Raw genomic sequence first — 22,632 nt, forward strand, 5'->3', positions numbered from 1 at the left:
TACAACCGGGGCTATGCCCCGGCTCTTTATGGGTGAAAGTTTTGCCACAGCTCGGGATATTTGTCCGGGCGTGAGATAAATTGAAAGCGCGCCGGGTCCTCGATGAACTGCTGGTAAACAGGTGCAGAACTAATTGAGAACTCCGTATATTGTCGGGGCGTTACGGCCTGCAATCGTCCGGGAATGTAACGCGGATTATGCTGCCAGATAACGTTGTTTCCCTGCAGTAACGGGTACCACGCCAACCCTTTATGCGCACGCACGGCGTCGTACTCAAAACCATATTCACGATCGCACCACGCACCAAAGGTTAACGGGACATCCGGATCTGCGGATATGGTCGCATGCCCCCAGCCAGGTGGTACCAACACTTTCTCACCGGGTCCGGCAATTACAGCAAAACAGCGACCAGGGTCATCCTCAACATACTCCTGCATATAGATTATCGCTTTTCCCTGCCAGATTTCGTAAAGCTCCGGCGGGGACCAGCCGCTGTGCTGACTGATACGATGAATATGTCCCTGACTACGCACCGGCTCTTCCCCCAGTCGTCCCGCCGCATAAGTCACCACGCCAAATAACAGCATCCGCTTTTTCAACTCTTCGCGATCCTGCATTCGCGCCACATCCATCGCAATGGCATACACCTCTTGCGGCCCTTCACAGTGCGGATCGCGCAGCGAGGCGCGGATGTCATCGAGTTGACGAATTTCCGGCATCGGCCCGGTAACCTCATCCCCATAGCTAAAGCCAAGCGGGCGATGATGAACCGTCATATCGAGGCCGTAAGAATGCGCTAAGTCAGCCATTCTGTACCTCCTTCGCCTGAACCCGATTATTTTCCTCAAAGACTCTTATTCTGAAGCCCCTGGCGAGCGCCGCATAATCATGACCCGCAATCCCCGGCCATACGGCGAGCGCCGACAGTACCTCTTCCCCGGTGTTGATTAACCGGTGCGCGGTAAAGCCGGGGATAATGTGGATGGATCCGGCGAATACCTTTTCCAGCCTCGTGTCGCCCTGTTCGGTTTGCAACAGCAGCAAACCAGCGCCACGCAGACCGAAATAGACTTCCCCCTGTTCGCGGCGCTCATGGAAATGCCCGCGGGTCATAAAATACTCGCAGCCGACCCGGCCAGGATAAAGATGGGTAACGCCGGTGTAGAGTTCACCTTCAGCGGAAGACGTATCCAGCATCTCAACGTCATACACGACCTGCTCACCAGCCAATTGCTGACGGGCGTTTTCATCGGCAAAAACGTCAGTAAGATCCTGAATACGGGTAGATTTGCGCAATAACGGGCCATCGGCCAAAGCGCCGCTTGCCCACGCCACCTGCGGTGGCTGGATAAAAGAAAGGTTCATATGTGTCTCCGGCCCGAGGAGAACAACAGGATCAGATTAGCAGATTAATCGATTAACCTGCTAATTCTGTCTGCATATTGCGGGCCGGATCACAGCCTCAAGGGGCCAGTGCAAGCACCTCTGCCACCCACTGCTGGAAACCTTCAACGTTCAGACCCAGCGCAACCTGCGCATTTGCTGGATGCCCCAGACGTCCTTCGATATCCACCACCGTCGTACCTGAGGTATATTCGCCCTGGGTTTCAACCGCCACGAAACACGACTGCAGGGTAAACAGTTCCGGGCGCACCAGCCAGGCAATGGCACACAGATCGTGCATTCGCAGCCCCGTATTCATACTGCCGCTACGGTAATGGCTAAACAGCGCGTACAGCATTTTTCCCGTCTGGTTAAGCTGGGGGAGCGTCGCCAGATAGTCCGGGGCGAGCATGGCCTGGTTAGTAACATCCAGCCCACACATCACAATATCCAGCCCGCTCTGGAAGACTTTTGCGGCAGCCTCGGGATCGATAGCAATATTAAACTCGGCGTTGGGTGTGAAGTTCCCGCGCCCGGCAGAGCCGCCCATAATCACCAGACGGTGAATGTTGAATACGCATTCAGGATAATGGGTCAGCAGCAGCGCAATGTTGGTCAGCGGGCCAATTGCCACCAGCGTCACGGGCTGCGGGGCATGCATCAGCGCATCGCGAATCGCCTGGAAGGCGGGTTTTGCCATCGCCTGGCGGTCGTGTTCGACAAATTCATACCCTTCCATACCGGACTCGCCGTGCACGGAAGCGGCATCACGCAGCGGCCGCACCAGCGGCATCGATGCTCCCTGCGCCAGTGGAACATCCGCATTCCAGAAGTGCAGCAGTTGCAACGCATTACGGGTGGTTTTTTCCACCGACACATTGCCTGCTACCGTGGTCATCAGTTGCAGATCCAGCTCAGGGGCAAACAGCGCGGCGGCAATGGCGGCGGCATCATCAATGCCGGGATCGGTATCAAGAATGATCGGTAAGCGCATGGTTTCTCCATAAAAAATGCCAGACGTTAAGTCTGGCATCTTCTCATAATCGTAACCGGAAAGACTTACTCTACTTCACGAACATCCACACGCAGCTCTTTCGGCACTTCGAAAACGATGTTCTCTTCGCGGCCTTCCAGCGGAATAGCTTCCCCACCGCCAAGCTCCTGCAGGCGAGCAATCACGTTTTGCACCAGGATATCCGGCGCCGAGGCTCCGGCCGTCACGCCTACGCACTTCGCCTCTTTCACCCACGCTTCCTGGATGTCGGTCGCATCGTCAATCAAATACGCCGCTTTCCCCATTCGCTGTGCCAGTTCAGCCAGACGGTTGGAGTTAGAGGAGTTCTTCGAGCCGACCACCAGCACAACATCAGCCAGTTCCGCCAGCGCGCGAACCGCTTCCTGACGGTTGGTGGTGGCATAACAGATATCGTCTTTACGCGGTCCGACAATTTTCGGGAAGCGTTGACGCAAAGCATCAATAACGTCAGAAGTATCGTCAACGGAGAGCGTGGTCTGCGTCATGAAGGATAATTTGCCTTCATTTTTCACATTCAGTTTCAGCACATCATCTGGTGATTCAACCAGATACATTCCGCCTTGCGGGTTGCTGTACTGGCCCATCGTGCCTTCGACTTCCGGGTGTCCGGCGTGACCAATCAGAATGGATTCTTCGCCACGACGGCTGGCGCGGGCAACTTCCATATGCACTTTCGTGACTAGCGGACAGGTTGCATCAAAAACCGTGAGGTCGCGGCCTTTGGCTTCGTTACGCACCGCCTGAGACACGCCATGAGCGGAGAAAATCAGGATCGCGCCATCCGGCACTTCGCTGATTTGCTCGATAAAAATAGCGCCGCGCTCGCGCAGGCTATCCACCACATAACGGTTATGTACCACTTCATGACGGACATAAATCGGTGCGCCGTAAATAGCCAACGCGTTTTCGACAATGCTGATAGCGCGGTCTACGCCAGCGCAAAAACCGCGCGGGTTGGCCAACAGGATCTGCATTTTACGCCTCCAGTGCCGGTTCGACTTCCAGCACTTCAATATCAAAATGAACGGTATGCCCAGCCAGCGGATGGTTGAAATCAACCGTGATCGAGTCACCGTTGATTTCACGGATCACGCCAGGCATCTCACTGCCGTCCATTGCGGTAAAGAGCATGATAGCGCCAATTTCTGGCTCGCCCGCGTCCATAAATTCCCGACGCGAGAAATACTGAATTAAGTCCGGACTTGATACGCCAAAGGCGGCATCCGGCTCCAGAGCAAAGGTGGTTTTATCGCCTTCTTTTAGCCCCAGCAGGTGTTGCTCCAGTCCTTCAGACAGAGAACCGTCGCCCAGGCGAAACAGCGCAGGCTTGCCGTTATTGCGGGTTGACTCTGCGGTGGAGCCATCGTCGAGCTTAAGGGTGAAGTGCACCAGCACCGCACTGTTACTCTGTACTGATTTAGACATGCAGGTTGCTCTTTAAAATTGCTGCCGCCTGTCTGCCCGGTGGCGCTACGCTTACCGGGCCTACAAGGATCGCAGTAAATTGTAGGCCGGATTAGCATAGCGCCATCCGGCATTTTTTTATGCGGCTTTTTTCTCTTTCGACGGCAGGAAGCCTTCGAGAACAATCAATGCCGCCCCGATACAGATAGCTGTATCGGCCAGATTGAAGGTCGCGAAATGCCAGTCGCCGACGTAAAAGTCAATCATATCAACCACGAAACCGTGCCACAGGCGGTCAAACAAGTTGCCCAGCGCACCGCCAATGATTAACGCATACGCGATGTTGTTCAGCTTCTGCGTCGCCTTCGAGCGATACATCATCACCATAAGGATGACGCAAATACCGATGGCGATACCGGCAAAGAACCAACGTTGCCAGCCGCCGCTGTCAGCTAAGAAGCTAAACGCCGCACCATAGTTACGCGCGTAGTGCAGATTAAGCGACGGAAACAGCGACACCGTATCCCCCAGAGCAAAGTTCTGGAGGATCAGGTACTTGCTGCCTAAATCGATAATCAGCACGACTACCACCAGCCACAGCCAGCGTAGTCCTGTTGAACAAAGAGGCTTACTCATCAGGCAAACTTACGTTGTTCGCCATCACCGGCGATGTTGCTGACACAGCGTCCGCAGATATCTGCATGTTCCGCCACCTGACCGACGTCGGTAGTGTAATGCCAGCAGCGCGGGCATTTCTCACCTTCGGCTTTGCTCAGTACGATTTTCAGACCTTTGAGCAGTTCGCTCTGCTGAGCATCAGCAGGAGCAGCCGCATAATCCGCAACCGTCGCACCAGAGGTCAGCAGTACAAAACGCAACTCTTCGCCCAGCGCGGTCAGTTTCGCCGCCAGCTCAGGTTCAGCGTACAGGGTCACTGCCGCTTCCAGAGAACCGCCGACTTTCTTATCCGCACGCGCCTGCTCGATAACCTTGTTCACTTCGCCGCGCACTTTCAGCAGCTCGTCCCAGTATGCATCGTTCATCGCTTCGGTTTCACCTAAGCCAAACAGACCTTCGTACCATTCACCGGTAAAGACGTACTTCTCACGATCGCCCGGCAGGTAGCCCCAGATTTCATCGGCGGTGAAGGACATGATCGGCGCCATCCAACGAACCAGCGCTTCTGCAATATGGAACAGCGCAGTCTGGCAGCTACGACGCGCCACGCTGTCCGCTTTCGCGGTGTACTGACGGTCTTTGATGATGTCGAGGTAGAACGAACCCATTTCTACGGAGCAGAAGCGCATCAGGCGCTGTACCACTTCGTGGAAGTCATAGGCTTCATAGGCTTTCAGGATTTCGTCCTGCGCCGCTTGCGCACAACCTACCGCCCAACGATCCAGCACCACCATCTCTTCCGGTTTCACCATGTCTTTAACCGGATCGAACCCGTTCAGGTTCGCCAGCAGGAAGCGCGCGGTGTTACGGATACGACGATAGCTGTCGGCAGCACGTTTCAGGATTTCGTCAGAAACGGCCATTTCGCCAGTATAGTCGGTAGAAGCAACCCACAGACGCAGAATATCCGCGCCCAGTTTGTTCATCACGTCCTGCGGAGAAACGGTGTTACCGATAGATTTGGACATCTTACGGCCCTGACCATCAACGGTGAAACCGTGGGTCAGTACCTGGCGATAAGGTGCTTTGCCTTTCATGGCGGTGGAGATCATCAAGGAAGACATGAACCAGCCACGGTGCTGGTCAGAACCTTCCAGATACATATCTGCCGCATGGCCCGCAAACTCAGGACGCACATCCACGACGGATGAGTGGGTTGAACCGGAGTCGAACCACACGTCCAGCGTATCCGGGACTTTGACATACTGGTCAGCTTCGTCGCCGAGGATATCTTTCGGATCGAGATCCCACCACGCCTGGATGCCGTCAACTTCAACGCGTTTAGCCACTTCTTCCATCAGTTCGATAGCGCGCGGATGCAGCTCTTCGGTGTCTTTGTGAACAAACAGAGACATCGGCACACCCCACGTACGCTGACGGGAGATACACCAGTCAGGACGGTTGGCAACCATCGATTCAATACGCGCCTGGCCCCAGTCCGGGATCCACTGTACGCCTTTGATCTCTTTCAGCGACTGCGCGCGCAGACCTTTCTGATCCATGCTGACGAACCACTGCGGGGTCGCACGGAAGATGATCGGTGACTTGTGACGCCAGCAGCATGGGTAGCTGTGCTGCATCTTCTCAACGTGCAGCAGCGCGCCTTTTTCGCTCAGCAGCGCAACGATTTTGTCGTTGGCTTTAAAAACGTTTACACCGTCCAGATCCGGATAGGTACCCGCCAGGTATGCGCCGTCCGGGCCAACCGGGTTAGCGATTTCCAGACCGTATTTCTGGCTGATGACGTAGTCATCCGGACCGTGACCGCCAGCGGTATGGACCGCACCGGTACCCGCGTCCAGCGTAACGTGATCGCCAAGGATAGCCGGCACGTCAAAGCCCATAAACGGATGGGTAAAGCGCAGCAGTTCCAGCTCAGCGCCTTTCACGGTGCCGAGAATGGTGTATTCAGCCGCGCCAATACGCTGCATGACGCTTTCAACCAGATCTTTCGCCAGAATCACAGCCTGGCCGTCAATCTGCACCAGCGCATAGTCAAAATCAGGTGCCAGAGAGATTGCGCGGTTCGCCGGTAACGTCCACGGGGTAGTGGTCCAAATAACCAGAGAGATCGGGCCGTTGACGTCAGAAACGCCAAACTTCGCTTTCACCGCATCCTGATCGGCAGCGTGGAACGCCACGTCGATGGACGGGGAGGTTTTGTCATAATACTCAACTTCCGCTTCCGCCAGCGCGGAACGGCAGTCAACGCACCAGTGTACCGGCTTCGCACCTTTGTGCAGGTGACCGTTGCCGATGATTTTACCCAGCGCACGAATGATGTTGGCTTCAGTTTTGAAGTCCATGGTCAGGTACGGATGCGACCAGTCGCCCAGTACGCCAAGACGGATAAAGTCTTTACGCTGACCATCAACCTGGGTCGCTGCGTATTCACGGCACTTGGCGCGGAACTCAGCAGCGGTGAACTTCTCGCCCGGCTTGCCGTATTCCTGCTCTACTTTCAGCTCGATCGGCAGACCGTGGCAGTCCCAGCCCGGAACGTACGGCGAGTCATAGCCCGTGAGTCCTTTGGACTTCACGATAATGTCTTTCAGAATCTTATTAACCGAGTGACCAATATGAATGCTGCCATTCGCATAAGGAGGGCCATCATGCAGAATGAAGGTTTTTTTGCCTTTTTTGGCCGCACGAATGATGCCGTACAGGTCATCATCAGTCCAACGCGCCAGCATTCCCGGTTCGCGCTTGGCGAGATCGCCGCGCATCGGGAACCCTGTTTCCGGCAAATTCAGGGTTGATTTATAGTCACTCATCAGATTCTCGGTTCCGTATTTAAAACTCGTATAGGCATTAAGCCGGTTTTGTTAGCCCAAAAAATTCACGGGCAGTCAACTCATCACGCGCAATCTGCGCTTTTAGTTCATCCAGCGAGGCAAATCGCTGTTCGCTGCGTATTTTTTTACGCAGTACTACATCTATATGGCGACCATACAGGTCCATTACAACGTCCAATAGATGCACTTCCAACTGCTGGCGTACGCCTGCTACCGTCGGGCGGGTGCCGATGTTGGCGACGCCGGGCAACGGTTTGTCACCCAGTCCCATCACTTCAACCGCATAAACACCTTTCACCGGAGAAACCTGACGACGAAGCGGTAAGTTTGCCGTCGGAAAACCGATGGTGCGCCCTAACTCATCACCGTGAACGACGCGTCCTGAGATAGTAAAAGGATGCCCAAGCAGGCTTTCGGCCAGTTGCAGGTTATCTTCGGCCAGCGCCTGACGTACTGCGGTGCTGCTGATACGCACACCGCCTTCACAGAAGGTTTGGGTGCTGGTGATATCAAAACCATACTCAGCGCCCGCTTCCTGTAATAACAAGAAATCGCCCGCACGGCTAGCGCCAAAGCGGAAATCATCGCCAACGGCAAGAAATTGTACACCAAGGCGCTTCACCAGCAGGTCGCTGATGAAGGTCTGCGCCGTTAATGCGGCGAAACGCCTGTCAAAACGCACACACAGCACGTAGTCCACACCGCATTCGGCCAGATAACGCAGTTTTTCCCGCAGGCGGGTAAGGCGCGCAGGTGACTTGTCCGTCGCAAACAGTTCCAGCGGCTGTGGCTCGAAAATCATTACCACCACCGGTAAATTGCGTTTGCGCCCTTCTTCCCGTAAGCCTTGCAGCAATGCACGGTGGCCACGGTGCACACCGTCGAAATTACCAATAGTCAGCACACACCCATGCGGGGCCTGGCTGAGATTATGTATGCCTCGTATCAGCTTCATGTCTGGCTCAAAACAGTGAAAATCGTGAAAGTATACCCTGTACCGCGGTCAAGGTTAACCGGCGATTGTTTCTACGAAACAGAAAGAGGATGGTTTTCATTGTTATGAAACAAATTGACGCCCTTCACGGGCACACCAATGCAATTTTTCTCGTCGAAAAGCTGTATTCACGCCACGCAAGCTGGTAGAATCCTGCGCCATCACTACGCAACGAGTGCTGGAATTTAAACGGCGCTTATTTGCACAAATCCATTGACAAAAGAAGGCTAAAAGGGCATATTCCTCGGCCTTTGAATTGTCCATATAGAACACATTTGGGAGTTGGACCTTGGCTAATATCAAATCAGCTAAGAAGCGCGCCGTTCAGTCTGAAAAGGCCCGCAAGCACAACGCTAGCCGTCGCTCTATGATGCGTACTTTCATCAAGAAAGTATACGCAGCTATCGAAGCTGGCGACAAAGCTACTGCACTGAAAGCATTTAACGAAATGCAACCAATCGTGGACCGTCAGGCTGCTAAAGGTCTGATCCACAAAAACAAAGCTGCACGTCATAAAGCAAACCTGACTGCACAGATCAACAAACTGGCTTAATCGCCTGCTTGTTGACGCTTTGTGAAAAAACCCGCGAAAGCGGGTTTTTTTATGCCTGCTATCTGGCGTTTTTCTCTTCAACCACTGATGTTGTTCTCACTCGCCCACGCTCTTCCTGACCAGCCTGTTTTTTCAGCTATCCCTCCCTTAGTTAGTCGCGTCGCGTAATACTTGAAAGTTATTTTCTTTCACTGTTTTCCTTTTTTTATTTCATTATTAAAAAACTGTGACCACCTTAGCAAATAGAAACATCGCTCATTCAAAAACGAATAAACGCAATCCTGATGTAAGATTTGATAATTGATTGCTGCGGTAGGGTCAACTACTTTCCATGTACACCTTACTCACTCATTTTAATCTGAGGTTAAATTCAGTAACGACATAAAAAATAATATTTAAAACTTGCTTGGAAAGTAAAAGTTGTTTTTCTGGGCGTATCGCACCAATATCGGAGTTATTATTATGAGTTCTGTTATTGAGGATACCCAGTCTTGCGGGTCAGCATCATTATCTTTACTACAGCGTATTAGCTACGGCTCTTTGGATGTGGCAGGTAATCTACTGTACTGTTTCGGCTCAACCTACATCTTATATTTCTACACTGACGTTGCGGGTATTAGTCTCGCCGTAGCAGGTGTCATCCTGCTGTTGGCGCGTATCGTAGATGGTATAGATGCCCCAATCTGGGGGATCATTATCGATAAAACACGTTCACGTTACGGTAAATGTCGTCCCTGGTTCTTATGGCTGCCGCTGCCTTTTGGTGTATTCAGCGCGCTGTCATTTTGGTCTCCAGATATCAGCATGACAGGAAAAGCCATATATGCAGCAATATCCTACATGATTGCCAGCATTTTATTTACCGGACTCAATACACCGCTCAGCGCAATATTACCTCTAATGACTCTGTCCCCTAAGGAACGGCTGGTATTAAATTCCTGGAGAATGACCGGGGGACAAATTGGGGTTTTATTAATGAATGCCACAGCATTACCCCTGGTTGCATTTTTAGGCAACGGAAATGATCATGCCGGATTTATTTACACGGCAATTCTGTTTGCTGCGATATCCTGTTCGCTAACGCTTTTCGCCTTTAAAAATATCCGCGAAATGGATGCGGATAAAATACAGCAAGAACCCAAACTGCCGATGAAAAAAAGTTTCACGGCAATGAAAGGTAACTGGCCATGGATCCTGATGGTGCTGGCCAATCTGATCTTCTGGATTGCCCTGCAACAGCGGTCCACAACCATTGTTTATTATCTGACCTACAACCTCGATCGCAAAGACCTGGTTCCGCTGATTAACAGTCTGGCGACGATTCAGATCCTGTTCATCATCGCCATCCCTTTCTTTAGCAAATTCCTGGCTAAAACCTGGATATGGGTAGGAGGCTTGCTGGTCGCCACGTTCGGCGGCGTCTTGATGTGGCTGGCGGCGGACAACATACCTTTCCTCATCGCGGCCTGGGTGCTCGGCAATATCGGTAGCGGAATCGCCTGCTCAATGCCGTTTGCCATGTTGGGCTTTGCCGTCGACTTCGGTGCCTGGAAAACGGGCATCAAGGCCACGGGCATTCTTATCGCCTTCGGCAGTACTTTCTGCATCAAGATGGGCAGTGGTCTGGGTACCGCTTTCGCCGCCTGGATCATGAACAGTTTTGGCTATGTCCCGAACCATGCCCAAAGCGCTGCGGGCCTGGAAGGCATTACCTGGGCCTTTATCTGGGCGCCCGCCCTACTCTTCGCACTCGCGGCGATCCCGCTACTTTTCTTCCGTAAGTACGAAGCAATGGAAGAGACGATTCGCCACGATCTGGAAACCATCACCCAATAACTTTCTTAATCTTTACCCTCAAAATATGGGAGGCACCACCATGCCATTTGTGCAACATGACCCGCGTCGTCTGGTCTGGCAGCAAAACGATCGCTATTTGTGGATTGAACCCTGGGGCGAGAACAGCCTGCGCGTACGCAGTGGTCGTCATCTGCCGGTAATGAGAAATGAAGACTGGGCATTGACTGAGCCAGTCGCAGAAAGCCACTGCCACATCGATTATGAACACCACCAGGCGACACTGACCAACGGCAAAATTATCGCTATCGTCAATCAAAAAGGACAAGTTACCTTTTACCGTCATCCACACAAACCCCTGTTGCAGGAGTTCTGGCGCCTGCGGGGCGAAATTGGCGAGGATGAATCTTCTCACGGCCAGTACGTCAGCGCACTCAACCTTGAGGGACGCGAATTCCGCCCTATTCAGGGTGGGAAATATTCACTTAAAGCCCGCTTCGAAGCCACCGAAGGGGAAAAAATTTACGGGATGGGCCAATATCAGCAGGCCAATCTGGATCTCAAAGGATGCGTGCTCGAACTGGCCCAACGCAACTCTCAGGCCTCGGTGCCCTTTATGCTCTCAAGCCTGGGCTACGGATTTTTATGGAACAATCCGGCGGTCGGCCGCGTGACATTCGCCCACAACGTGACCGAGTGGGAAGCTCAAATCAGCGAGCAGCTGGACTACTGGATCACCGCTGGCGATACCCCGGCAGAAATTAGCCGGGCGTATGCGCTCGCCACGGGCACGCCGCCGATGATGCCGGATTACGCCATGGGCTTCTGGCAGTGCAAGTTACGTTATCGCACTCAGGAGGAGTTGCTCGCCGTCGCCCGCGAGTACAAACGGCGCAATCTCCCCATCTCGGTAATCGTGATCGATTTCTTCCACTGGCCAAATCAGGGGGACTGGATGTTCGACTCGCGGGACTGGCCCGATCCCGATGCCATGATCGCCGAGCTAAAATCGCTGGGTATTGAGCTAATGGTCTCCGTCTGGCCAACTGTGGATAGCCGAACCGAGAGCTATCGGGAGATGCGCGAAAACGGCTGGCTGGTGCAAACAGAGCGCGGATTGCCAATTAATATGGATTTCCTCGGCAATACCACTTTCTTTGATGCCACCCATCCCGACGCTCGCGACTACGTATGGGGTAAAGCAAAACGCAACTATTACGATAAAGGCGTGAAGCTCTTCTGGCTAGACGAAGCCGAGCCGGAGTTCAGCGTTTACGACTACGATAATTATCGCTACCACGCCGGACCGGTGCTGGAAGTGGGCAATATCTACCCGCGAATGTACGCCAAAACCTTTTTTGACGGCATGAAAGCCGATGGCGAAGACCAGGTGATCAACCTGCTACGCTGCGCCTGGGCCGGAAGTCAGAAATACGGCGCGCTGGTCTGGTCAGGTGATATCCACTCATCGTTTCGTTCTCTGCGCAATCAGTTTGCCGCCGGGATGAACATGGGTATTGCAGGTATCCCGTGGTGGACAACAGATATTGGCGGCTTTCATGGCGGCAATATTCACGACCCACACTTTCATGAGTTGCTGATTCGCTGGTTCCAGTGGGGCGTGTTTAGCCCAGTGATGCGCCTGCACGGCAACCGCGATCCGCAGATTTTACCAGAACATCCTTACCGTGACGGTATTGCCCAGTGTCCGACCGGGGCGGCAAACGAAGTGTGGAGCTATGGTGAAGAGGTGTGCGAAGTGTTGACCGGCTGTCTGACGTTGCGAGAAAAGTTAAGGCCGTACATCAAAGCGGTGATGGCGGAAACACACGAACGCAATGCCCCGGTTATGCGCACCCTGTTTTTTGAATTCCCAGAACAGACAAGGAGTTGGGAGATTACCGACCAGTACTGTTTTGGCCCCGACCTGCTGGTTGCGCCCGTCATGCTTGAAGGTATGCGCGAGCGTGACGTTTGGCTACCGGAAGGTGAAACATGGACGGATCTTGCAACCGGCGAGAGCTATCAGGGAGGACAAACGCTGCGCTATGACGCTCCCCTGAACAGAATTCCGGTATTTATCCGCGAAGGCGGGCAGTATCGTAATATGTTGAAACTGTAGTCACAGTCCGGCTGCGGTTAGTACACCGCAGCCGGCAACATGAAGGCGTTTAGACCTGTGGCGACTTGAACAGTGCTGAGTAGTCCGTATTGCAAATACGCTGCACCGCCGGATGCTGGATCATCCTTTCAGCAAATATGGCGTGATACTCCTCCATCACATTCTCTACGCGTCCAATTTCAACAATAGAATCATCGGCATAGAAATTGTGTGAATACAGCGTAGGTGCAACGAAAATGGCATTATGCGTTGCGCCAAACGCTTTCATCAGCGCAGCGTCATCAAACTCGCCGAGGATTTCGACATTCAATCCTTGTGAGTTGATCCAATTCAGCAGCTTACGACCGAGCATTGAACGACGTCCAGGGATCAGTAATCGACGCTCCTCAAGGCAGGCCGGGAAGGGTTTTTCAGGCAACGGTTTGGTGCACCAAAAACTCACGCTGCATTCGCCTATCCGCACTGAGAACAGCCCTTCCTGCTGCGTAGAGTCGATCGGGCAGTCGGAGATAATCATATCCAGCTTATGCTGACTGAGTTGATCCAACAGCATCTCATGTGTTGACTCAAAACAACGCAGATGGATTTGTTCATCTTCAACCACAGCGGCATCAAGCACGCTACTGACCAGCTGCTTCGATAGCGCATCCGCCACGCCGACATCAAACAGTAAATTAGACTCTTTGCGGTAGTTCACGATATCCAGCATTTCCTGGCTTAAGGTGAACATCTTATCCGCATAACGAAAAACCAATTCGCCTAACTCACTAGGCTCCAGTCCACGCCCCTTGCGCTTGAACAGCTTTCCCTGCAAACGTTCCTCAAGCGCTTTAATCTGTCCGGTAATGGTTTGCGGCGTCAGATAAAGCGCTTCTGCAGCGCCAACCACCGAACCTTCTTTATAGACATGCCAAAAGTAGTACAGGTGGTTGTAGTTTATATGAGACATACTCACTCCCTGAAAATTGTCACAAAAGGGTTATCCCGTCAGGCTGACGCGTTCAACCGGGTGCGTAACCAGCAGTAACCTATTACCGCCGACAGCAAGGAACCGATCAGGATCCCCAGTTTCGCCCAGTTAATCAGCTCAGGATCGACGTTCCCAAACGCCAGGCTGGCGATAAAAATCGACATCGTAAAGCCAATGCCGCATAGAATGCCGACCGCCATAATCTGCTGGAAATTCGTTCCCTCTGGCAATTGCGCCACCTTAAGGCGTAACGCCAGCCAGCAAAACAGGCTGATACCCAGCGGTTTGCCGATCAACAGGCCGGCAATGATCCCCAGCGGTAACACCGAGGTCAGTCCATCAATAGTAACGCCCTGCAGTGAAACGCCCGCGTTGGCGAAGGCAAACAGTGGCAGGATCAGGTATGCCACCCATGGATGCAGAACATGCTCCAGTCGCTTCGCCGGTGAACGCCCGTGTTTTTCCTTTAACGGAATGAAGAAACCGACGATCACGCCAGCCAGCGTCGCATGCACGCCGGACTTCAGTACCGCAGTCCATAGCACCACGCCCACCAGAATATAAATCCCGGTACGTCTCACACCACACAGATTCAAGGCCGCCAGAACGAGGATCGCACACGCGGCAACGCCCAGCGACAGCAGCGAGAGATCGCTGGTGTAGAACAGTGCGATGATTACGATAGCGCCGAGGTCATCAATAATCGCCAGCGCCATCAGGAATATTTTCAACGCCAGCGGAACGCGGCTGCCCAACAACGCCAGCACACCTAACGCAAAAGCGATGTCCGTTGCCGCCGGGATCGCCCACCCTTCACGGGTGATGGGATCGGCATAGTTGAATGCCAGGTACAGCAGCGCCGGGACAATCATGCCCCCGATAGCGGCAATGATCGGAAATGCTGCCTGACGCAGGCTGGCCAGCGAGCCTTGCATCAACTCACGCTTCACCTCCAGACCAATCAACAGGAAGAACACCGCCATCAACGCGTCGTTGATCCACAGCAGCATATTTTTGTTGATCTCAAGCGCGCCAACCCGCAGTTGAACGGGCGTTTCCAAAAAGGCGTGGTACCATCCACTGGTTACCCCGATGTTTGCCATCAGCATAGCGACCACGGCAGCGATGATCAGAATGATGCCCCCCGAGGCGTCACTACTAAAAAAACGATGCAGATGTTTCACTTTTATTCTCTCTATTGGGTGAATACTTCGTAAATACTATCTTACACCCTCAAAAAGCTCGTTAAAATTAGATTATTTGTGATTGATAGATCGGTTTTTACGATCTATTCAGATAAAGTCGATAAAGATTTTCCAAGCGGAAAACAGAAATAAAAAAGCCTGAGGCTTTTCAGTCCCAGGCTTTTTATTCGAGATAAAACGGCGAATTAGCGAGTCAGATCGTCAAAGAACTTCTTCACACCGTCGAAGAAACTTTTGGAGCGCGGACTGTTTTGTTCACCCGTCGGGCCGCCAAAGCTGTCCTGCAAATCTTTCAGCAGTTGCTTCTGCTTGTCGTTCAGGCCAACCGGGGTTTCCACTACCACGCGGCACAGCAGGTCTCCCTGAGCGCCACCGCGTACAGACTTGACGCCCTTTCCACGCATGCGGAAAAGTTTGCCAGTTTGCGTTTCGCCCGGAATTTTTAGCTTCACGCGACCGTCCAGCGTCGGGACTTCAATCTCGCCGCCCAGAGCAGCCATCGCAAAGTTAATCGGCACTTCGCAGTAGAGGTTATTGCCTTCACGTTCGAAAATTGGGTGTTGTTTTACCTGCACCTGAACGTACAAATCACCTGCTGGCGCGCCATGCTCACCGGCTTCGCCTTCACCAGACAAACGGATACGGTCGCCGGTATCAACCCCAGCCGGGATTTTAACAGACAGCGTTTTGCTCTTCTCAACGCGACCATGCCCGTGGCATTTGTTGCACGGATCTTTGATCAGCGTACCGCGGCCCTGACAGTGTGGACAGGTCTGCTGTACGGCAAAAAAGCCCTGACGCATCTGTACCTGACCAGAACCGTGACAGGTTGGACAGGTCTGCGGCTGAGTGCCCGCCTTCGCGCCGCTACCGTGGCAGACGTCACACTCTTCCAGAGTCGGAATACGGATCTCTTTGGTGACGCCACGCACGGCTTCTTCCAGAGTGAGATCCATGTTGTAACGTAAATCAGCACCACGTGAGGCGCGCTGACGACCACGACCGCCGCCAAAGATATCGCCAAACACGTCACCAAAGATATCGCTGAAGTCAGCCCCGCCGCCAAAACCGCCGCCGCCCATGCCGCCTTGCTCAAACGCAGCATGACCGTACTGATCGTAGGCCGCACGTTTTTGCGCATCGGTCAGGATCTCGTACGCTTCTTTGATCTCTTTAAACTTGGCTTCGGCCTCTTTATCACCCTGGTTGCGGTCCGGGTGATATTTCATGGCCAGGCGCTTGTAGGCCTTTTTGATTTCACGCTCTTCCGCTGATTTGGAAACGCCTAAAATCTCGTAATAGTCTTGCTTAGCCATCTCTTTTTATCTGCCCCTAACATGCGTGCACGGGCGGAGAGGAAACCTCTTCGCCCGTGCCAGTAATTACCCGTTCAAAGGGCGATTATTTTTTGTCTTTCACTTCTTCAAACTCGGCGTCGACAACGTCGTCATCTTTCGCGTTATTTGCAGAAGCATCAGCGCCTGCTGCACCAGCCTGTTGCTGTGCGTGCTGCTGCTGAGCGATTTCCATCAGTTTCTGGGAAACCTGTGCCAGCGCCTGCATTTTCGCTTCGATATCCGCTTTGTCTTCACCTTTCAGAGAAGTTTCCAGCGCGGTCAGTGCAGACTCGATGGCAGTTTTGTCGTCAGCCGGCAGTTTGTCGCCTGCTTCTTCAACCTGCTTGCGAGTGCTGTGCAGCAGATGGTCACCCTGGTTACGGGTCTGAACCAGCTCTTCAAACTTACGGTCAGATTCTGCGTTCGCTTCTGCTTCGCGAACCATTTTCTGAATTTCTTCTTCGTTCAGACCAGAAGAAGCCTTGATGGTGATCTTCTGCTCTTTACCGCTGTTTTTGTCTTTCGCGGAAACGTGCAGGATACCGTCGGCATCGATGTCAAAAGTAACTTCGATCTGCGGCATACCGCGCGGAGCCGGGCTGATACCATCCAGGTTAAACTGACCCAGATCTTTGTTATCAGCAGCACGTTTACGTTCACCCTGCAGCACATGGATGGTTACCGCAGACTGGTTGTCTTCAGCGGTAGAGAACACCTGGCTGTGCTTGGTCGGGATAGTGGTGTTTTTCGCGATCAGCGGAGTCATTACGCCACCCATGGTTTCGATACCCAGAGACAGCGGGGTAACGTCCAGCAGCAGCACGTCTTTAACATCACCGGTCAATACACCACCCTGAACAGCAGCACCGATTGCTACGGCTTCGTCCGGGTTAACGTCTTTACGCGGTTCTTTACCGAAGAACTCAGCGACTTTCTTCTGCACCATCGGCATACGCGTCTGACCACCAACGAGGATAACGTCGTTGATATCAGATACGGACAGGCCAGCATCCTGCAGAGCAACTTTCAGCGGCTCGATAGAACGGTTAACCAGGTCTTCAACCAGGCTTTCCAGTTTCGCACGGGTCACTTTGATGTTCATGTGTTTCGGACCGGTCGCGTCTGCAGTGATGTACGGCAGGTTCACGTCGGTCTGCTGAGCGGAAGACAGCTCGATCTTCGCTTTCTCAGCGGCTTCTTTCAGACGCTGCATCGCCAGCGGGTCATTACGCAGGTCGATACCCTGATCTTTCTTAAACTCGTCAACCAGGTAGTTGATCATACGGCTGTCGAAGTCTTCACCACCCAGGTGGGTATCACCGTTGGTTGCCAGAACTTCGAAGGTTTTTTCGCCGTCAACTTCGTCGATTTCGATAATAGAGATATCGAAAGTACCACCACCGAGGTCATATACCGCGATAGTACGGTTGCCGACTTCTTTATCCAGACCGTAAGCCAGCGCAGCTGCGGTTGGTTCGTTGATGATACGTTTTACTTCCAGACCTGCGATACGACCGGCGTCTTTAGTTGCCTGACGCTGAGCATCGTTAAAGTATGCAGGTACGGTGATAACTGCTTCAGTTACCGGCTCACCCAGGTAATCTTCAGCCGTTTTCTTCATTTTTTTCAGCACTTCAGCAGAAATCTGCGGCGGTGCCAGTTTCTGACCTTTTACGTCAATCCATGCATCACCGTTGTCAGCACCGATGATTTTGTACGGCATGATGGCTTCATCACGCTGTACTTCTTCGTCCTGGAAGCGGCGGCCAATCAGGCGTTTAATCGCAAACAGGGTGTTTTGCGGGTTTGTCACTGCCTGACGTTTAGCCGGCTGACCAACCAGAGTTTCACCATCCTGGGTATAAGCAATGATAGAAGGCGTGGTGCGATCGCCCTCGGCGTTCTCCAGCACACGTGCAGTAGTGCCATCCATAATCGCTACACAAGAGTTGGTAGTACCCAGGTCGATACCAATAATTTTACCCATCTAAACGTCTCCACTAAAAATTCGGTCATCATGTGGTTGTGAATCTGTAATAAGGGCGAAACGTGCGGTTTCAACTACCCTGAATCGTTTTTTTTCAGACTCACCACTGCGGTTGCTTACAAGATGGGGTCGTAACCCACGTCATCAAGGGGGGCATGAAAATTTTTTTTAGCCTTGTGGCAATAAAATCGCAGAAAAAAGGCTAAAAGATTAAAAAATGAATAGTCTCAAATCAAAATTAATTCATAAAACAGATAAATTCAGCACAGCCATTCACATAAAAATTGTAATAAAAAGAAAAGATTACAAGCATGAATCATGATTCTGACAGCGGTAAGATGGTCTGAAACGACACACTTTTACAGCCGTCAAAGAGAAATTCCATGAAATCCGTATTAACCCTTTCCGCCAGCCTGCTTATGGGCCTGCTGCTGAGCAGCGCCGCACACGCTAACGATCATAAAGTCCTCGGAGTGATCGCCATGCCTCGTAATGAAACCAACGATCTAACGCTGAAACTTCCTGTTTGCCGCGTGGTGAAACGCATTCAACTTACGGCCGATCATGGTGATTTACAGCTCAGTGGTGCATCGGTTTATTTCAAAGCTGCCCGCATGTCCAGCCAGAGTCTGAACGTGCCTTCCTCCATCAAAGAAGGGCAAACGACCAATTGGATCAACATCAATAGCGACAACGACAATAAGCGCTGCGTGAAAAAAATTACCTTCTCCGGCCATACGGTGAACTCTTCTGATATGGCGACGCTGAAAATCATCGGCGACGACTAATTCCCCATACTTTTATTCAAAAGCCATAGAAACATGAATGTCACCTATTTGAATGACGACGATCTCGATTTTCTTCAGCATTGCAGTGAGGAGCAGCTCGCCAATATTACCCGCCTGCTTACACATAATGAAAAGGGGAAAGCCCGTCTGTCGAGCGTTCTCAACCACAACGATTTATTTAAATCGATGGAAGGACATCCGGAACAGCACCGCCGCAACTGGCAACTGATTGCTGGCGAACTGCAGCATTATGGGGGCGACAGCATTGCCAATAAACTCCGTGGACATGGAAAACTGTATCGGGCGATTTTGCTGGACGTTTCGAAGCGTCTGAAGATTAAAGCTGATAAAGAGATGTCCACGTTCGAAATTGAACAGTCTCTGCTGGAGCACTTTTTACGCAACGCCTGGCAAAAAATGGATGCCGGACAAAAGCAGGAATTTCTGCAGGCTGTCGATGCAAAAGTTTCTGAACTGGAAGAACTGCTACCGTTATTATTGAAGGATCGTCACCTGGCAAAAGGCGTCTCTCACCTGCTCTCCGGCCAGTTAACCAAAATTCTGCGAACCCACGCCGCCGTCAGCGTAATCGGGCACGGATTACTGCGCGGAGCCGGACTTGGCGGCCCGGTAGGTGCGGCTTTAAACGGGGTTAAAGCGGTGAGCGGCAGCGCTTATCGGGTGACGATCCCGGCTGTACTCCACATTGCCTGCCTGCGCAGAATGCTCAACCACACACAAGCGTGATGCCCATCACAGGGAAAATAATTCGTTTTCCCTTCGTTAGATCATAGACAGTGCCCTCTCCCCTGATTATTATGCCGCGCCCCGAAGACAGTGATCGTTATTTGGGGAAACTATTTCACCATTCAATCAATGATGATTTTGAGGAATTATGGGCAACACTAAGTTGGCTAATCCGGCACCGCTGGGCCTGATGGGCTTTGGCATGACCACCATTCTGCTTAACCTGCATAACGCGGGTTTCTTCGCTTTAGACGTTATTATTCTGGCGATGGGCATTTTCTACGGCGGTATCGCGCAAATTTTTGCCGGTCTTCTGGAATATAAAAAAGGCAACACCTTCGGTTTAACCGCCTTTACCTCCTACGGTTCGTTCTGGCTGACGCTGGTTGCGATTCTGCTGATGCCGAAAATGGGCCTCGCGGATGCAACCAATGGTCAGTTCCTGGGCGCTTACCTGGGTCTGTGGGGCGTGTTCACTCTGTTCATGTTCTTCGGTACGCTGAAAGCCGCGCGCATGCTGCAGTTCGTGTTCCTGAGCCTGACAGTGCTGTTCGCCCTGCTGGCCGTTGGCAACATTGCAGGTAACGAAGCAATCATTCACGTAGCGGGTTGGGTTGGCTTAGTGTGTGGCGCAAGCGCCATTTACCTGGCGATGGGTGAAGTGCTGAACGAACAGTTTGGCCGTACCATCCTGCCGATTGGTGAAGCGCACTAATCTGACAATATCCCCCCTGACGGGGGGATATTCCTTACAAACGCTGTAACTCTCCCTGTACGCTCGTATCGCGATGATAAATATCCTGTCGCAGCCAAATTCCCAAACCTAACCCCACCAGCGATAACGCCAGCACATACCAGGCCGGAGCCATTGGCGACACGCCCATTAACATCGTCACGGCGATTGGCGTCAGACCACCAAAAATGGCATATGAGACGTTATAGGAAAAGGAAATACCGGTAAAACGGACTTCCGCCGGAAACGCCCGCACCATGACATAAGGCACGGCGCCGACTACGCCAACGCATAATCCCACCAGCCCGTATAACAGGAACAAGTGCTGAGGATGGCTGCCGGTCAGGTGATAGAAAAACCAGCTCGAACAGGCCAGCAGCAGGCTGCCGACAATAAAGGTTTTGCTGGCGCCGACCCGGTCGACAATAAATCCGGCCAGCAGACAGCCGACGCACAGCATAATGGTAGCGACACTGTTGGCCTGTAACGTTAGCGCGGGTGCAAAGCCATACTGCTTCTGCAACCAGACTGGTGACATCAGGATCACCACCACAATCCCGGCCGATAACAGCCAGGTCAGCAGCATTGAAATAACCACCGCTTTTTTATGCTTACTCACCACCGACTTCACCGGTAGCTCTTGCGCAAGTGCTTTACGCTGCTGCATTTCGAGGAAGATGGGCGTTTCCTGCAACCAGCGACGCAGGTACATCGCCACCAGCCCAAAAACGCCCCCCAGCAGGAACGGGATACGCCAGCCGTAGTCATGCACCGCCTGTTGCATCAGGTTGGTATTCACCAGCGTCGCAACCACCGACCCCAACAGAATCCCCACCGTCAGCCCGGCGGTCAGCGTGCCACAGGCAATGCCGATGCGGCGCTCCGGTACATGCTCCGCCACGAACACCCACGCGCCCGGCACTTCTCCGCCGATGGCAGCGCCTTGCAAAATGCGCATCAGCAGTAACAACAGCGGTGCGAGGATCCCCATTGAGGCGTAGGTAGGCAAAAGACCAATCGCCAGCGTCGGTATCGCCATCAGCAAAATGCTCAGGGTGAACATTTTCTTACGCCCGACCAGATCGCCAAAGTGCGCCATGATAATGCCACCCAGCGGACGCGCCAGATATCCGGCGGCAAAAATGCCGAAGGTTTGCACCTGACGTAGCCACTCAGGAATGTCTGCCGGAAAGAAGAGTTCACCAACAACAGCGGCAAAGAAGACGAAGATAATGAAATCATAAAACTCAAGCGCACCGCCGAGGGCAGCAAGCGTAAGAGTTTTATAATCCTGGCGATTCAGCGGTCGAGTGTGTTGTGACATAGCAAACCATCAGTCAGTGGAGTTATTGAATCTGTCTGTCGATATATGTAAAGCAAAAATTACTATATCGTAAACAATTCAACACTCCACTGTGATTGGCACTTATGTCACGATCGGGCTACTTTCAGGCGTTTGTATCGCGAATTGCGCTTTTAGGACGAAAAGATGCTACAACAGCCGGTGCGGTTTCCACATACGGCCCATCCAGCAACTGTATACAATACGGTACACTTGCAAAAATACCCGGTACGATAACCTTACCGTCGGCATCTTTCACGCCTTCCAGCGTTTCTTTGATCGATTTCGGCTGCCCAGGCAGATTCAGGATCAACGCCTGTTTGCGAATCACACCGACCTGGCGGGAGAGAATAGCCGTTGGCACAAAGTGCAGACTTATCTGGCGCATCTGTTCGCCAAAGCCTGGCATCTGGCGGTCAGCGACGGCAAGCGTAGCATCGGGGGTCACGTCGCGACGTGCCGGGCCCGTTCCGCCGGTAGTCAGCACCAGATGACAGCTCATTTCATCCACCAGCTCGCATAAGGTCTGTTCGATGATCGCCTGTTCATCCGGGATCAGTCGCGTTTGCACCTCAAAAGGGGTGGTAAGGGCAGATGCCAGCCACTCTTCAAGGGCCGGGATACCTTTATCCTGGTAAACGCCGCTGGAAGCACGGTCAGAAATGGAAACCAGGCCAATGCGTAAAGTATTCATGATTATTCCGTTTAAACAGTCTCGTTAAACAGAATGATACACTGCGAAAGGAAGGACAGACAGGTTTCAG

Annotated in this window: 20 protein-coding genes and 1 pseudogene; 6 read left to right on the forward strand and 15 right to left on the reverse strand. The window is 52.6% G+C overall.

All coding sequences use genetic code 11. The annotated features are described in order from the left end of the window. Positions 1-26: 26 nt before the first annotated feature. From SK34_RS19370 to SK34_RS25020, 9 genes and pseudogenes are all read right to left on the reverse strand, one after another. Entirely contained in the window at positions 27-809 is a 783-nt protein-coding gene (locus SK34_RS19370; protein WP_048233933.1) for a glucose-6-phosphate isomerase family protein, read from the reverse strand. Then, a complete protein-coding gene (locus SK34_RS19375; RefSeq protein ID WP_003837342.1) occupies positions 802-1,365 on the reverse strand; it encodes a glucose-6-phosphate isomerase family protein in 564 nt (187 codons plus the stop codon). Before SK34_RS19375 ends, SK34_RS19370 begins: the two co-directional genes overlap by 8 nt. A 97-nt stretch (positions 1,366-1,462) precedes the next feature. Next, entirely contained in the window at positions 1,463-2,377 is a 915-nt protein-coding gene (gene rihC, locus SK34_RS19380; RefSeq protein ID WP_048233935.1) for a ribonucleoside hydrolase RihC, read from the reverse strand. A gap of 65 nt (positions 2,378-2,442) precedes the next feature. Then, on the reverse strand, positions 2,443-3,393 hold the full coding sequence (ispH, locus tag SK34_RS19385; protein WP_003837339.1) for a 4-hydroxy-3-methylbut-2-enyl diphosphate reductase: 951 nt from the start codon (positions 3,391-3,393) through the stop codon (positions 2,443-2,445). Position 3,394: 1 nt separating this feature from the next. Next, positions 3,395-3,844: an FKBP-type peptidyl-prolyl cis-trans isomerase gene (fkpB, locus tag SK34_RS19390; protein ID WP_003018929.1), complete on the reverse strand. Its 450-nt coding sequence runs from the start codon at positions 3,842-3,844 to the stop codon at positions 3,395-3,397. Between the two features lie 117 nt (positions 3,845-3,961). Further along, a complete protein-coding gene (gene lspA / locus SK34_RS19395) occupies positions 3,962-4,459 on the reverse strand; it encodes a signal peptidase II (RefSeq protein WP_003018932.1) in 498 nt (165 codons plus the stop codon). After that, entirely contained in the window at positions 4,459-7,275 is a 2,817-nt protein-coding gene (gene ileS, locus SK34_RS19400) for an isoleucine--tRNA ligase (protein WP_016149528.1), read from the reverse strand. Before ileS ends, lspA begins: the two co-directional genes overlap by 1 nt. A gap of 37 nt (positions 7,276-7,312) precedes the next feature. Further along, complete coding sequence (gene ribF / locus SK34_RS19405) at positions 7,313-8,251, reverse strand: bifunctional riboflavin kinase/FAD synthetase (protein ID WP_003837336.1); 939 nt, start codon at positions 8,249-8,251, stop codon at positions 7,313-7,315. A 7-nt stretch (positions 8,252-8,258) separates the two neighbouring features. Next, a pseudogene (locus SK34_RS25020) lies at positions 8,259-8,462 on the reverse strand (DUF2575 domain-containing protein). Positions 8,463-8,579: 117 nt separating this feature from the next. Here SK34_RS25020 and rpsT point away from each other — a divergent pair. The 3 genes from rpsT to SK34_RS19420 all read left to right on the forward strand — a co-directional run bounded on the left by rpsT (position 8,580) and on the right by SK34_RS19420 (position 12,759). Continuing rightward, entirely contained in the window at positions 8,580-8,843 is a 264-nt protein-coding gene (rpsT, locus tag SK34_RS19410) for a 30S ribosomal protein S20 (protein ID WP_003018940.1), read from the forward strand. Between the two features lie 462 nt (positions 8,844-9,305). Further along, complete coding sequence (locus tag SK34_RS19415; RefSeq protein WP_003837335.1) at positions 9,306-10,679, forward strand: MFS transporter; 1,374 nt, start codon at positions 9,306-9,308, stop codon at positions 10,677-10,679. A 40-nt stretch (positions 10,680-10,719) separates the two neighbouring features. Further along, on the forward strand, positions 10,720-12,759 hold the full coding sequence (locus SK34_RS19420) for a glycoside hydrolase family 31 protein (RefSeq protein WP_046670913.1): 2,040 nt from the start codon (positions 10,720-10,722) through the stop codon (positions 12,757-12,759). A 49-nt stretch (positions 12,760-12,808) separates the two neighbouring features. Here SK34_RS19420 and nhaR read toward each other — a convergent pair whose 3' ends face one another. The 4 genes from nhaR to dnaK form a co-directional block, all read right to left on the reverse strand. Beyond that, positions 12,809-13,708, reverse strand: a complete 900-nt coding sequence (gene nhaR, locus SK34_RS19425) for a transcriptional activator NhaR (RefSeq protein ID WP_003837333.1) — start codon at positions 13,706-13,708, stop codon at positions 12,809-12,811. Between the two features lie 38 nt (positions 13,709-13,746). Then, on the reverse strand, positions 13,747-14,913 hold the full coding sequence (nhaA, locus tag SK34_RS19430) for a Na+/H+ antiporter NhaA (RefSeq protein ID WP_003018952.1): 1,167 nt from the start codon (positions 14,911-14,913) through the stop codon (positions 13,747-13,749). Positions 14,914-15,119: 206 nt separating this feature from the next. Next, on the reverse strand, positions 15,120-16,250 hold the full coding sequence (dnaJ, locus tag SK34_RS19435; protein WP_048233936.1) for a molecular chaperone DnaJ: 1,131 nt from the start codon (positions 16,248-16,250) through the stop codon (positions 15,120-15,122). Positions 16,251-16,335: 85 nt separating this feature from the next. Beyond that, positions 16,336-18,258: a molecular chaperone DnaK gene (gene dnaK, locus SK34_RS19440; protein WP_003018959.1), complete on the reverse strand. Its 1,923-nt coding sequence runs from the start codon at positions 18,256-18,258 to the stop codon at positions 16,336-16,338. Between the two features lie 383 nt (positions 18,259-18,641). Here dnaK and SK34_RS19445 point away from each other — a divergent pair, with 383 nt between their 5' ends. The 3 genes from SK34_RS19445 to satP all read left to right on the forward strand — a co-directional run bounded on the left by SK34_RS19445 (position 18,642) and on the right by satP (position 20,508). Then, on the forward strand, positions 18,642-19,046 hold the full coding sequence (locus SK34_RS19445; RefSeq protein WP_003018965.1) for a DUF2541 family protein: 405 nt from the start codon (positions 18,642-18,644) through the stop codon (positions 19,044-19,046). 33 nt (positions 19,047-19,079) lie between these two features. Then, a complete protein-coding gene (gene msyB / locus SK34_RS19450; protein WP_003845650.1) occupies positions 19,080-19,793 on the forward strand; it encodes an acidic protein MsyB in 714 nt (237 codons plus the stop codon). A gap of 148 nt (positions 19,794-19,941) precedes the next feature. After that, complete coding sequence (gene satP / locus SK34_RS19455) at positions 19,942-20,508, forward strand: acetate uptake transporter (protein ID WP_003018969.1); 567 nt, start codon at positions 19,942-19,944, stop codon at positions 20,506-20,508. 34 nt (positions 20,509-20,542) lie between these two features. On the opposite strand, the gene SK34_RS19460 is transcribed toward satP, so the two are convergent. Continuing rightward, on the reverse strand, positions 20,543-21,850 hold the full coding sequence (locus SK34_RS19460) for an MFS transporter (RefSeq protein WP_048233938.1): 1,308 nt from the start codon (positions 21,848-21,850) through the stop codon (positions 20,543-20,545). A gap of 124 nt (positions 21,851-21,974) precedes the next feature. After that, complete coding sequence (mog, locus tag SK34_RS19465) at positions 21,975-22,562, reverse strand: molybdopterin adenylyltransferase (RefSeq protein WP_048233939.1); 588 nt, start codon at positions 22,560-22,562, stop codon at positions 21,975-21,977. Between the last annotated feature and the right edge of the window lie 70 nt (positions 22,563-22,632).

This window comes from Citrobacter sp. MGH104 (assembly GCF_001034485.1).
Lineage (GTDB): Bacteria > Pseudomonadota > Gammaproteobacteria > Enterobacterales > Enterobacteriaceae > Citrobacter > Citrobacter freundii.